10 protein-coding genes and 1 tRNA gene are annotated in these 12,585 nt (G+C 69.7%); 4 read left to right on the top strand and 7 right to left on the bottom strand.

What is annotated here, in order from left to right:
- Window positions 1-3: 3 nt before the first annotated feature.
- From HUV60_RS19535 to HUV60_RS19550, 4 genes are all read right to left on the bottom strand, one after another.
- The gene (locus HUV60_RS19535) at window positions 4-390 is read right to left on the bottom strand and encodes a MobC family plasmid mobilization relaxosome protein (RefSeq protein WP_257848547.1); all 387 of its coding nucleotides are present in this window, start codon (window positions 388-390) and stop codon (window positions 4-6) included.
- A gap of 295 nt (window positions 391-685) precedes the next feature.
- On the bottom strand, window positions 686-1,618 hold the full coding sequence (locus HUV60_RS19540) for a DUF2637 domain-containing protein (protein WP_257848548.1): 933 nt from the start codon (window positions 1,616-1,618) through the stop codon (window positions 686-688).
- Window positions 1,619-1,975: 357 nt separating this feature from the next.
- Window positions 1,976-3,262: a DUF3631 domain-containing protein gene (locus HUV60_RS19545; protein ID WP_443047351.1), complete on the bottom strand. Its 1,287-nt coding sequence runs from the start codon at window positions 3,260-3,262 to the stop codon at window positions 1,976-1,978.
- A gap of 233 nt (window positions 3,263-3,495) precedes the next feature.
- Window positions 3,496-3,690, bottom strand: a complete 195-nt coding sequence (locus tag HUV60_RS19550) for a hypothetical protein (protein WP_189285151.1) — start codon at window positions 3,688-3,690, stop codon at window positions 3,496-3,498.
- Between the two features lie 146 nt (window positions 3,691-3,836).
- On the opposite strand from HUV60_RS19550, the gene HUV60_RS19555 reads away from it, so the two are divergent.
- Together HUV60_RS19555 and HUV60_RS19560 are read left to right on the top strand one after the other, a co-directional pair.
- Window positions 3,837-4,502, top strand: a complete 666-nt coding sequence (locus tag HUV60_RS19555; RefSeq protein WP_257848549.1) for a helix-turn-helix domain-containing protein — start codon at window positions 3,837-3,839, stop codon at window positions 4,500-4,502.
- A gap of 340 nt (window positions 4,503-4,842) precedes the next feature.
- The gene (locus HUV60_RS19560) at window positions 4,843-6,180 is read left to right on the top strand and encodes a site-specific integrase (RefSeq protein ID WP_257848550.1); all 1,338 of its coding nucleotides are present in this window, start codon (window positions 4,843-4,845) and stop codon (window positions 6,178-6,180) included.
- Window positions 6,181-6,219: 39 nt separating this feature from the next.
- Here the strand turns inward: HUV60_RS19560 and HUV60_RS19565 are convergent, their stop codons facing one another.
- The 3 genes from HUV60_RS19565 to HUV60_RS19575 all read right to left on the bottom strand — a co-directional run bounded on the left by HUV60_RS19565 (window position 6,220) and on the right by HUV60_RS19575 (window position 9,874).
- Complete coding sequence (locus tag HUV60_RS19565) at window positions 6,220-7,017, bottom strand: hypothetical protein (protein WP_257848551.1); 798 nt, start codon at window positions 7,015-7,017, stop codon at window positions 6,220-6,222.
- Between the two features lie 1,248 nt (window positions 7,018-8,265).
- Window positions 8,266-8,341, bottom strand: a tRNA-Arg gene (locus HUV60_RS19570).
- A 180-nt stretch (window positions 8,342-8,521) separates the two neighbouring features.
- Window positions 8,522-9,874 (bottom strand): M6 family metalloprotease domain-containing protein, encoded by a 1,353-nt coding sequence (locus tag HUV60_RS19575; protein WP_257848552.1) that lies wholly within the window; start codon window positions 9,872-9,874, stop codon window positions 8,522-8,524.
- 271 nt (window positions 9,875-10,145) lie between these two features.
- Here HUV60_RS19575 and HUV60_RS19580 point away from each other — a divergent pair, with 271 nt between their 5' ends.
- On the top strand, window positions 10,146-10,814 hold the full coding sequence (locus HUV60_RS19580; RefSeq protein ID WP_443047352.1) for a TetR/AcrR family transcriptional regulator: 669 nt from the start codon (window positions 10,146-10,148) through the stop codon (window positions 10,812-10,814).
- Between the two features lie 176 nt (window positions 10,815-10,990).
- The gene (locus tag HUV60_RS19585; RefSeq protein ID WP_257848553.1) at window positions 10,991-12,547 is read left to right on the top strand and encodes an MFS transporter; all 1,557 of its coding nucleotides are present in this window, start codon (window positions 10,991-10,993) and stop codon (window positions 12,545-12,547) included.
- Window positions 12,548-12,585 lie beyond the last annotated feature (38 nt).

Below are 12,585 nucleotides of genomic sequence, written 5' to 3' on the forward strand. Positions count from 1 at the left end.
TGCTCAGCGCCCTGAGGTCACCTGAGCGATGGCCATGTCCACATCGGTGATCGACGCTTCGACCCGGCCCAGCAGCTTTTGCACGAGGTCCAGTGCGGGCCATGCGCCGTCCTTGTTGAGGTGCCATGCGAGCTGGTTGAGGTTGCCGCCGATCTTGCCGAGCTGCCCGTTGGCCGCCATCAGCGCCTTGACCATGGCCCGGTAATCGGCCACCGCGGCGGTGGGGTCATCCGCACGGGCGGCGGCCAGCGAAGTTTCGGCGACATATCCACCGACGGGCATGCGGCTGAGAGCGGCGGCGTTCGCGAGGAGGGCGAACTCGTCGTCGCTGTAGCGGGGGTGGACGCGCTTCTCGCGCAGCGTGGGTTCGCGAAGGCGGCGGCGCGGCATGGGCGGCTGTGGGGCTTTTCCCCGAGTCGGCTCCCCCGGGCCGGCCGACCCCGGTGCCCCCTCGGCGCCGGATGCCTCCGCCTCCCCTGGGGCGGAGGCCGGGTAAGGACTCCTTACCCGACAACTTGCTGCGCGGTTGAGGCCGGTGGTCGTCTCCTGCTGGGTGGTGGGGAGTTCGCGGTGTGGGTCCTGCATGGGGTCGGTTCTCCGTGAGGTGCTGGGTGCTTGGCTGTGTGAGGCCCCCGTGTCCCCGTGCTCGGTTGCACGGGTACACGGGATGCGCCGAAGGGCGGGGTCAGACGGTGCGCGCGGGGGAGGCGGCTTCGTCGAGTGACCCGGCTTCGAAGGCGTTGTCCGTGACGGGTTGGACTTGACGGGTGCGGTCGGCCTGCAGTTGGTCGCGCAGGAGCCGGGAGGGCTTCTGGCCGATCCGTAGTTCGGTACGCAGTCCCACGGCGGTGAGCTGTTCGTCGGGCCAGTCGGCGGTCAGGAGTCGGGCCCGGTCGAGGAGTTCGGGCGTGATGCCGGTGTGGTCGGTAGTCGACTTGGCGGCGGGGACCTGGCCGGTCGCTCGACGGCGGGTGGCTCCGGTCGACTCCGCCACGGTGGCCGACCGGGGAGGCCGGGCCGCGGGGGCCGACTCGTCTCCCTTGGCCGGCCCCAGGTCGGGTGCCTCGGTGGCCTTCACGGGGGTCGACTCGGTCAGCTGCTCGGGAACCGATTCGGCCCGGTCAGGCGTCGACTGCGGGACCTGTTCGCCGGCCGACTGGGCAGAGGCCGTTTCGGGGGAGTCGGCCGACTCGGTGTTGTGGTGCAGCACCTTGGCCACGAGGTCCGACCCGAAGTAGATCGACCCGACCGGGAGCGAGGTCGCCAGCAGCACGAGGGCCCAGTTCGCGTAGTTCAAGTCGGTCAGTCGGCCCCACTGGATCGAGTCGGTGTGCAGGGCCGGTACGAGGCCGTGCACGTAGTTCAGCAGGAGGCTCGCGATCGTGTAGGTCGCCAGGAACCGCAGCGCGAACTTCCGATCGGCACCGGTCAGCACGAGCGTGGCGATCAGGGCGAGGGCCATCAGCCCGTCGACCACGATCGGGTAGAGAAAGGCAGCGGTGGAGTCGGCGCCGATGGCGCGGGCCACGTCGGACAGCGCGTTCCACGAGACCCGGAAGGCCATGAGGACGACGGCCACCAGGCCGATGACGAGGGCGAAGCGTCCCGTGCGGTTCACGCGACGACCCCCAGCGGGTGCGGGTGCGGGTGCTCGGCGAGCTTCGTCAGGATCGCCGTGCTGTGTGAGGGTCTGGTCCCCGGCGGCCGAGGTGAGCGGCGCGATGCGGGCGCGGATGCTGCGTATCGCTGCCGGGGTGCTTGGGGCAGGGAAATGCAAGGGAGTGGTCTCCAGGTGGGGAAGGGCGTGGCTGCCGGGCTCGTCGGGGAGCGTGGCGGGTGACCTGTCGCGACCCGTCGCGTGCCTGGTCAGGGCGGGTACGGGTCGGGGCGGCGACATCGGGTCGACCCGTCACGGGCGGGTGACCCGTCCCGGCCCTGACCTGCACGGCGACGGGTCGGGACGGGTCGTGGCGGGTCAGGCGCCGGTCGTGGGTCCTGGCAGGAGCAGCGGCTCGGTGGCCGGTGCGGGCTCGGGGCAGTACCGGTTCCAGGCGTCGGCGAACTGCTCACGCGCGAAGCCCCTGGCTTGGAAGCCGTCGGGGAAGCGGTGGCTGGACGCGCTGATCCCGTAGTCCTTCAGCAGAAGCTGGAGGCCGCGTGGGGTCAGGCCCTTGTCCTTGTACTCCGGCCAGGGCGACTCGGTGTCCTCGTTGAGGATGCCGAGCAGGCGGCCGGTACGGAGCAGGGCCGGATTACCTTCGGCGGCGAAGACGCGGCGGATGTCGGCCAGGAGCCGGAGGTTCAGGGCGCTGTTGTCCTGGTCCTGCTCGGCCTCGTGCCTCGTCATCGCCAGGCAGGCGGCACGCGCGGCCTCGGGCCAGGCGCCGCCGGCGAGGTCGGCGACGGCGACCAGCGGCTCCCAGGTGTCGGCGGCCCGGTCCTCGACCGGCATCGTCGGGGTGAGGTCCATCGCGGTGGCATGCAGCGGTGCCAGCCACTCCACGAGTCGGTCTCGTACGGCGTGCAGGGTGGTGGTGTCCCGTACGGTGCGGAACTCGGCGACCTTCTCGCCCGGCCTGCGCCGTCGCATCCGGATCACGACCGAGCGGTCCATGATCGTGTCGGGCAGGTCGCCGATCCCGGCGAGGGCTGCCATGGCGAAGGTCGGGAACTTCGACACCTCGTGGTTCGGGCCGGAGACCCGCAGGGTGGGCCGGTTGCGCTGGTGGCCGGCGTTGAGCAGGCCGCGCATCTCCTCGTTCTTCTCCGCGACCTTCGCCGATCCGAAGAGGGTGTCGGCCTCGTCGACCAGCAGGGTCGGCGGGTTCTCGGTGATCGACCGGAACACGGCGGCGGCGGAGGCGTTGACCGTGATCAGTGGGTCGTGGACGGTCTCGGTGACCACGTCCAGGAGCCGAGACTTCCCGCACCGCTTCGCGGGGGCGACGACCGCGAGGCGCGGGGCGTGCTGCCACGCCGTCTGCAGGTGCGTGGCCGCCACCCACAGCGTGACGGCGTCCAGCGCCTCCGGCGAGGGGAGGATCACGAACTTCGCTATCTGCCGACGCAGTTCGTCCAGGAGAGCCGATCCGATGGTCGGCTCGGGGGCCTTCTCCTCCACGGGCTCGTCCTCCCGTACGTCCTCGGTGACGTCGGCGGCAGAAGGCCGACCGGTGTACTCACCGGGCTTGCCCGGGACAGCGGTCGGCGGCCATTCGCGCTTGTCGGGGGCGGAATAGGGCTGGGTTTCGGGATGTTCCACGGGGCAGCTCCTCGTCTGGCGGTGGCGGGCTCGCACGCCCGTGCCGCCGGGTTGGTTCTTCCAGGGCCGTTCGGGGTTGCTCGGGCCTCCGGCGTTCCACCGCCGGGGGCCCTTCTCCTTCTCGCGGGCAGCAGGCCGCCGCGAGGGACCACGAACCGTACGTCCACCCCCGGCGACAGTCCAGCGATTCTGTGTCAGCTCAGCGCAGAACCGTCTGCTACCTTTCTCCGCTCTCAAGCTGCCAGTCCCAACAGGTCGAGCAGGTCGGCCGTCACCACGCGGTACGCGTTTCCCAGCCGCAGGACCTTGCACGGGTACTCGCCCCGCTTCGCCAGCTCGTAGCCCTTGCTCCGCCCGAGACCCAGCGCGCGGTTGCCCGTGTCCAGGTCAACGGCCACCGGCAGGGCCAACAGCTCCTCCCGACTCATGCCCTTCGGGCCGGTTTCCACGATGTCGTCGCGCACGCGGCGCCCCCTCTCGTCACAGCCCTCGGCGAACACGACTCCCGCGTCCGGCTCCAGGCCAGCAAGAACCATGATGGGGAAGCTAATGTGTCTGCATGACATAACGCGATGTGGACGATGAAGCGGACGACTTCCCCGAGTGGGTGGACCGGGTCAAGGCCAACGTCGCCGGAGAAGTCCGGCGGAGAAGGAAGGAGATGGGGTGGAGCGCACAGGACCTGGCGGACCGCTGCGAGGAGCTGGGGCACCCCATCCCGCGGAACGTGATCGCCAACATGGAGTCCGGCCGCCGCGCCGTCCTCCCCCTGGTGGACGTCATCGTCCTGGCCGCCGCCCTGGAGACGTACCCGGCCCACCTGATCTTCCCCGTCGGCTACGTCGAGGAGACCCAGGAACTCCCCTTCCAGAGGCTGGTGCCCACCTGGGACGCCCTGCGGCGCTTCACCGGCGAGACAGAAGTGCCCGGGCATGACGCCGGCCTCGTCCCCGACTTCGAACGCCACGCCAGCCTCGTCCGCACCGCGCTCGCCGCCCTCGAAGAGGAGGAGAACGCTCGCTTCGCGGCCAAGCAGGCCACCAGCCGCGCCCAGCGGGAGGAAGCCGAACGCAAGCGGACCGCCTACGCCGACCAGGCCATCTCCGCCAAGTACAACCTCCGCCATCTCCGCCGCGAACTCCGCGAAGAGGGCGCCACTCCACCCGACCTGCCACGCGCGCTGAACGACGTCGACCCGCCCGAACCCGAAACCGACCCCACCCCGGAGGAACGTCTTTGAAGGGCTCCACGACTCTGTTGCTCAATTGCGGAGAGTGACGCCGGCCCGTCGACGGGGCGCGTGGAACGGGCCTCGCGAGGAGGCGGTCCGGCCCCTCTCGGATGCGGTGCGTGACCATCCCTCGAATTGAGCAGCAGAGTCCTCCACCCACCGCCGTTGCTACTGCCGCGACCCCAAGACCGGCAAGCCGCTCGGCAAGAACTGCCCCAAGCTCTCCAGCCGCAAGCACGGCTCCTACTCCATAAGCCAGGAGCTTCCCCCTCGTGAGGACGGCACCCGCCGCTCCTTCAGCCGCGCCGGCTACGAGACCCTCAAGGAGGCTCAGGCCGATCTCGACCACGTGCGGGCCCTCCTGGGGCTCGCCGAGTCCGACGACGCCGAGGCCCTGGCCCGGATCGCCGAGCTTCTGGAGACCGTGGCCGCCGAGAAGGCGCCGCTGCCGAACATCGAGTCGACCCGGCGCCGCCTCAGCCACGGCCTGGACCTGATCAGCAGGCTCACCGTCGGTGAGTGGCTGGACATGTGGCTGGCCGGCAAGAAGGGGCGGCAGAGCGCCATCAGCCGCGACGAGAGCAACATCCGCGTCCACCTCAAGCCGCGCATCGGTCACCTGCGACTCGACCGCCTTCGCGTCTCTCATCTCTCGGAGATGTTCGAGGCCATCGCGGAGGACAACGTCGAGATCGCCGAGGGCAACGCCGCCCGGCGCAAGGCGTTCGAAGAGCTGGCCCGGGTCCCGTGGAAGGGGCGCGAGCCGCGCGCTCGCCGCAAGGCGATGAAGGCGGCCATCGCCGACATGGAGCCGTACCGCCGCATCGTCGGGCCGGCGACGCGCCAGCGCGTCCGCTCCACCCTGCGCGCCGCTCTGAACTCCGCGATCGCGCAGCAGATGATCACCTTCAATCCGGCCGCTCACGTCGAACTGGAATCGGGCAAGCGGCCCAAGGCGCTCGTGTGGACCGAGGAACGGGTCTTGCACTGGCAGCGCACCGGCGAGAAGTCCTCGTCCGTCATGGTCTGGACGCCGGAGCACACCGGCCTCTTCCTCGACCACGCGGCGGACGACCGCCTGTACGCCCTGTTCCACCTGATCGCGTTCCGCGGGCTCCGGCGTGGGGAGGCGTGTGGGCAGAAGTGGACCGACACCCACCTGGACGCGGGTCTCATCACCGTCGCCAAGCAGCTCGTCGTCGACGGCTGGGAGGTCTACGAGGACGACCCCAAGACCGACGCGGGTGCGCGCACCATCGCCCTGGACGCTGACACGGTCGAGGTCCTGCGCCGGCACCGCGCTCGGCAGGACGAGGAGCGTGAGAAGTGGGGGACCGCCTGGGTGGAGACCGGCCGCGTCTTCACGCGCGAGAACGGGGAACTGCTCCACCCCGCCAACGTCACCCGCCGCTTCATCGAGCTGTACGAGGAGATCGGCCTTCCGCCGGTCCGGCTCCACGATCTGCGTCACGGCGCGGCGACCCTCGCCCATGCGGCCGGCGCCGATCTGAAGGACATCCAGGAGATGCTCGGCCACTCCTCGATCACCATCACAGCGGACACGTACACGAGTCTGCTTCCCGAGGCGGATCTTGCGATCGCCGAGGCTGCGGCCCGTCTCGTCCCGCGTGCACGCGCCCCTCGCGACGTGCCGGATGGTGCTGATCGTTCCACGAATAGGAGGTAAGGACACCCTCACCACGCGACACGGCCCGGTGAGCAGCGGCTAACCGTCCGGCTCACGTTCCGCATTACCTGCCCCGACCGACTTCGCTGACCCGGCCCGGAGCCTCTGGATCCGCCGACCCACCCCGTACCCGACCCACACTCCGACCGCCACCGGAAGCCAGCCGCGCGCGACGTCCGGCTGCTCCGCGGTCGGCGCCGGTGCACGCTGCTCGCTTCGGTATCTCCGCACCCAGCGCAGTTCCTGGCCCGAGTCCCAAAAGTCGCGCACCGCCGCAGCTACGGCCACTACCAGCGCGAGGCCCTGCACGAACCCGTCTGCGATGAGGTCGATGACGATGGCACAGAACGACAGAAGAAGCGCGTTGCAGCCCATATAGAATGCCGCCGACCGCGCCAGCATGCCGAATTGGGTTTTCTCGCCCCGGAAGAAGAACCGCCCGGCGATGAGGGAGAAACCGCCCAGAAACAGGAGCCCCAAACTGATGCCTGAAAGGTCCGCTGCCGGAGAATTCGGCCTCCGCTCGATGAAGAGGACAGACCAGGTGGCGACCGCGATGGCCCCCATCAGCGCCGAACTTTCCATCCGCCGCTTCGCGGATTCACCGAAGGCGGCGTGAACCTGTTCCTGCAGCTCGCGGCTTTCTCTTCCATGCGACAGTGTTGCCCGACTTACCAGCGTCGCCTGGTGGATCTTGTTCGGGCGCACGCCGTATAGATTCAGGCAAAGAACGATGGCGGCCAGCCACATCAGCCCGACGACGGCCATGCATCCCACGAGCACCCAACCCATCACGGGGTGTCCCCCGACCGAGAACCACTCCGCGGCGAAGCGCATGACCGTCGCCCCTCAATCCTTGGGGCAGGGAGGTCTCCGGCAGACTCCCCCTGGGACCAGCTCCCTGTGGGGGAGGCAGGGCTGAGTGTCCGACGCGGCATACTCGCGCACTCTCTCTGAAACATCACCTGGCTCAGTTCCAGCCCTTCCCAGAAAGTGTTTCGCTCTCTCTGTGTGGCCATCCATGAGTGCCGCGAAAGCCAAGTCGCAGGAAAGTGCCGCATGTTGTATCAGAAGTGGAGCCGCGCCAGGGTCATGTCTACTTCCCTCGCCTTCTGAGAGGGTGTTCGGGTACGCGGCAACGAATTGCCTATCCGCATGAACTACGACGTCCTCAATCCAGTCGAGAAGCCTCTCGCCGGAATCCAGAAGACGCTCCACCTTGTATTCGCTGGCGAGCGCTTGGCGATGTTCCAGGGCGACGTTCAGGGCCTTCCCCGGGGTGACGTCGCTGGCTTTAGGCAACGTGTTCATTCGGCTCACCTGGGCTCGCAGGGGCCGGCAGGGAATCCATCCACCTCCAGGGTAGATCCGAGGCCGGAGGTGGGCGCGCTGAGGCTCGCAGCACCCGACAGGCCCCATTCTCAAGATCGAAAAACCCTGTGCGGCCGCTGGCGGCCTGTCGGGCATCCGGAGATCCCGTCACCCCGGCGCCCCCGAGATCGGCCGCGCACACCCCTGCTCCGCGGGTCGCTTTTCCGGGGGTTCGCCGGAAGATCACCCTTCGGGCGGATTGCGTGTCTCGCCGATGGCGCGCAGCACCAGCGGCCGGGACATCGCCGGGGCGGCTCGCGACCGTTGCCCGGGGTGTACGCGCCGCGCAGGGCCGCCCGCAGCTGCTCCAGTGCCGCGGCCTCCGCGTCCCTCGCCTTCAGCACCTCGGCGACGGCGTCCTCAATGGTCGCCTGCGGGCTCCCTTCCGATGCGCCATGGTCAACACCTTGACCGGCCTCCTCCGGGGCGCCCTGGCCGGGCGGGTCCGTACTGGCGGCCTCCGTAGTGGAAAACTAGGGACACGAGCCTGCTCCCCAAAGCGGATCTCGCGATCGCCGAGGCCGCTGCCCGTCTCGTCCCGCGTGCGCGCGCCCCTCGCGACGTGCCGGATGATGCTGATCGGTTGGGGGAAATTTCGGGGGCTGCCGCCCCATCCGCTCACGCAGCGCTCACGCAAACGGCCCCGGACGAGACGTCCGAGGCCGAGTAGGGCCCCTCCCTGGGGGATAAACCCCAGTTCAGAGCGGTACTACATGGTGCCCCCGGCAGGATTCGAACCTGCGACACCCGCTTTAGGAGAGCGGTGCTCTATCCCCTGAGCTACGAAGGCAGAGGCAGAACCTCTGTTGGAGCGCGCCTGCGTCAGTGTAGCGGGTGGAGGTCCGGTGCCGGAGTGGGCGGGGGTGAGGGGGCGTGGGCGGGTGCATCAGGAGGGGGAATGCCCGCGCACCGCGAGCGCCTGACCGGCCGAACTCTGCGGACCGAACTCTGCCGGCCGAAAGGTTCCGGCTCAGGTCCGGGTGATCCGCACCCGGTACACCGGCACGTCCGAGTCCGAGACGGCCCCCGCGGCCGGTGCCGCGTCCGCACCGGAGTCCGGGCCCGGGTCCGGACCCTTCGTCCCCAGCACCGTCACCCGGATTCCCGCCTCGCGGTCGACGAAGGTCTCGCCGGGAGCGAAGGGGGCGTCGGAGAGTTCCGCGTGGACGTTGGGGCTGCGCGTGCAACCGCCGCTCTCCGGACGGGAGTCGAAGACCGTGATCGGTCCCATGCCGGTGTCGACGTCCGCGTCGACCTTGTAGACGAGGAGGCCGGGCCGGCACACCGCCTCGTCGTTGCCGGCTCGGGTGCGGAACTCGACGGCGTATCCGGAACGCGCGTCCAGCGGGAGGAAGACGAGCTTGGGGCCGCCCCGCTCGGCCAGCGGCGTCAGGGCGTACTCCTGTGTGCCCGTGCCCGCCGCGCAGTGCACCTGGGGGGCGTCCAGCCAGCCCAGTTTCCACTTGTGCCAGCCGAGCAGGTCGTTGTTGGCGCCCCAGTCCTCGCTCATGATGTCCCAGTGGCCCACGGCACCGCCGCCCTCGGCGGTGTAGAGGTCGGGCAGGCCGAAGATGTGGCCGTTCTCGTGCGGGAGGACGCGGTAGCCGGTGCGGTCCAGGGAGCCGGAACCGTCGTCCTGGCGGGAGTAGACGAACGACGCGTTGGCGACGGGGACGCCGTCCGCGGTCGGGGCCTCCGTGTTGCCGGCGAAGGTGACGGACAGGACCGTCTCCAGGGCGGAGGGGCCCGCGTTCGGGGTCATCAGTACGTTCACCAGGTCGTACGCACGGAAGTCGACCTTCGGGTCCGCCGCGGCCACGAGGTCGTCGACCAGCTCGCGGTAGCCGGGGTCGAAGGGGGTGCCTCGCTCTATGCCGTACTCCTGGAACGACTTGGGCATCCGCAGCCAGGCCGGGACCGGCATCTCGGGGCGGTAGTCGAGGCGGCCGTACGAGCTGGTCCGGAACCACCGCTGGGTCTGCGGGAAGAACTCCCGGTAACGGTCGAGGGCCCTGCCCTCGCCGGGGGCGTCCGAGAAGTCGACCGTGAGGGTGAGGGCGCGGACGGTGCCGGTGGAGCGGGCGTACCCGGCGATCGTGGGGATTCCCTCCGACATCTGGACCTCGTGGGCGCTGCCGATCATGCAGGGGCCGTGCGCGGAGGAGCGGGACAGGGCGCTCGGTCCGGCGCCGGGAGCCGAGAGGTAAGGGGAGAGGTGGCCGTTGCCGGCCGAGGGGGCGACGGCGAGGGTCAGGGCGGTCAGGGACGCCAGAGCGGCCAGCCGGCGCGGGGATATCCGGCTGCTGGTCGACTGCGGCTGCATGCGGGGAACCTCCGCTTCACACGGCAGCCCCCGGTCTTTGGCTGCACCCTCTTGATCACCCTCCGTCGAGGGGTGCGTGGGCGCGCGCTGGAGGGGCCGATCGTGCGAGAGCTCCGACAGACACGCGGGGAATGTGACTCAGGTCACCACAGAAGCTGCCATTGGAGGGAAATAACCGGGGACTGCTTCCCCGTTTAGACCCTGTGTTCGCGTGAAACGGGGACTTCTTCCCCGGATCGCGACAGCGGCGCCAACAGCAGGACCAGCAGCAGTGACAGTGACCCAGGAGGGCATCGTGCAGACCGTCGCTTCCGCGTCGCGCAAGGTGTCCCGGCCCCGCGCCGACGCCCTGCGCAACCGGGAGCGGATCGTCACCGCCGCCCGGGAGATGTTCGTCGAGTGCGGTGCCGACGTGCCGTTCGACGAGATCGCCCGCCGGGCCGGCGTGGGCAATGCCACGGTGTACCGCAACTTCCCCGACCGCGAAGCGCTGGCGCGCGAGGTCGTGTGCTCCGTGATGGACCGTACGTCGGAGGTGGCCGAGCAACTGCTCGCCGGGGCCGGGAATGCCTTCGGGGCGCTGGAGCGATTCGCGCACGCCGCCGCCGAGGAGCGGCTCAGTGCGCTGTGCCCGATGCTCTCCGCCGCCTTCGATCAGCACCCCCCCGATCTGGAGGCCGCGCGTGTACGTCTCGAGGCGCTCGTCGCACGGATGATGGGCCGCGCCAAGGCGTCCGGTCAGCTCCGTGACGACGTGGACCTCGGTGATCTGCTGGTCGGCATCGCCCAGCTCAGCCGGCCGCCGGCCGGCACGGGATGCGCGAACGCCGACCGGTTCGTCCACCGCCATCTTCAGCTGTTCCTGGACGGAATGCGGGCCCCGGCCCGCAGTTCCCTGCCGGGCGAGGCCGTCACCGTGGAGGACCTGCGCGCGAACTGAACGATCCGCTGAACGACCTGAACAGTCCGAACGATCCCTGACCGAGATCTGACCACCCCGACAGACATCCCAGCGGCCGTCCCGTGGGCGAGTCGTTCCCTGACGACACCGTTTTTTCGTTGAGAACCCTGAATTCTTCCGTCCTGAAGTCCCGAAGTCCCGAAGTGGGTACCCCCATGTCTGAAACAGCCTCGAAGGCTCCCGGTAAACCGGATGCCAACGGCGTACCGGATACCAACCGCTGGAAGGCGCTCGTCTTCATCGCGCTCGCCCAGCTGATGGTCGTCCTGGACGCCACCATCGTGAACATCGCCCTGCCCTCCGCCCAGCAGGACCTGGGCATCTCCGACGGCAACCGGCAGTGGGTCGTCACCGCCTACGCCCTCGCCTTCGGCGGACTGCTGCTCTTCGGCGGGCGGATAGCCGACCTGTGGGGCCGCAAGCGGGCCTTCGTGCTCGGTCTGGGCGGCTTCGCGGCGGCCTCCGCGCTGGGCGGCGCCGCCACCAACGAGGCCATGATGTTCGGTGCCCGCGCCCTGCAGGGCGTGTTCGGCGCGCTGCTCGCGCCGGCCGCGCTGTCCCTGCTCGCGGTGATGTTCACCGACGGCAAGGAGCGCGCCAAGGCGTTCGGCATCTACGGTGCGATCGCCGGCGGCGGTGGCGCCGTCGGCCTGATACTCGGTGGCTTCCTCACCGAGTACCTGAACTGGCGCTGGACGTTCTTCGTGAACATCCCGTTCGCCGTCGTCGCCGCGATCGGCGCGTACTTCGTCATCCGTGAGCCGCAGGGCAGCCGCAACCGTTCGCCGCTGGACATCCCCGGCGTGGTGCTGTCCACCCTCGGTCTGGTCGCGCTCGTCTACGGCTTCACCCGCGCCGAGTCCGAGGGCTGGGGCGACTCGCTGACGGTCGGCATGTTCGTCGCGTCGGCCGTCCTGCTCCTGGCATTCGTCGTGGTCGAGTCCAGGGTCAAGGCGCCGCTGCTGCCGCTGCGCGTGGTCACCGAACGCAACCGCGGCGGGGTCTACCTCTCGCTGGGGCTGGCGATCATCGCGATGTTCGGCCTGTTCCTCTTCCTCACGTACTACCTGCAGATCGTGCAGAACTACTCGCCGGTGAAGACCGGGTTCGCGTTCCTGCCCATGATCGTGGGCATGATCACGGGTTCCACCCAGATCGGCGCCCGGCTGATGACCCGGGTCGCGCCCCGGCTGCTGATGGGCCCCGGGTTCCTGGTCGCCGCGCTCGGCATGCTGATACTGACCCGGCTGGGGGTCGGCACCTCCTACACCGCCGTGCTGCTGCCCGGCATGCTGCTGCTCGGCCTCGGCATGGGCACGGCGTTCATGCCGGCCATGTCGCTGGCCACCCAGGGCGTCGAGCCCCGGGACTCCGGTGTCGCCTCCGCGATGGTCAACACCTCGCAGCAGGTGGGCGGCGCGATCGGTACGGCCCTGCTGAACACGATCGCGGCCTCGGCCACCACGTCCTACGTCGCCGATCACCTCGGCGGCGCCACGAGCCGGTCCCAGCAGCGGCTGGTGCAGCTCGAGGGCATGGTGCAGGGCTACACCAGCGCGATCTGGTTCGCCGTCGGAATCCTCGTCGCGGCCGCGGCCATCGCCCTGACCTTCGTCAACGCCGGCCGTCCGGGGACCACGGTCACCGGCTCCTCCGGTGAGGGTGCCGGGGCAGCCCAGGAGGAGATGCCGGTGCCGGCCATCGCCCACTGACCGGCACGCCTTCGGGTCACCGGTCACCCGTACGGCCG

It is taken from the genome of Streptomyces sp. KMM 9044 (assembly GCF_024701375.2).
Taxonomy (GTDB): domain Bacteria; phylum Actinomycetota; class Actinomycetes; order Streptomycetales; family Streptomycetaceae; genus Streptomyces.

Coding starts and splice junctions, on each gene's coding strand:
- HUV60_RS19585 (WP_257848553.1), top strand. CDS start 10,991: ATGTCTGAAACAGCCTCGAAGGCTCCCGGTAAACCGGATGCCAACGGC.
- HUV60_RS19575 (WP_257848552.1), bottom strand. CDS start 9,874: ATGCAGCCGCAGTCGACCAGCAGCCGGATATCCCCGCGCCGGCTGGCC.
- HUV60_RS19565 (WP_257848551.1), bottom strand. CDS start 7,017: ATGCGCTTCGCCGCGGAGTGGTTCTCGGTCGGGGGACACCCCGTGATG.
- HUV60_RS19550 (WP_189285151.1), bottom strand. CDS start 3,690: ATGAGTCGGGAGGAGCTGTTGGCCCTGCCGGTGGCCGTTGACCTGGAC.
- HUV60_RS19535 (WP_257848547.1), bottom strand. CDS start 390: ATGCCGCGCCGCCGCCTTCGCGAACCCACGCTGCGCGAGAAGCGCGTC.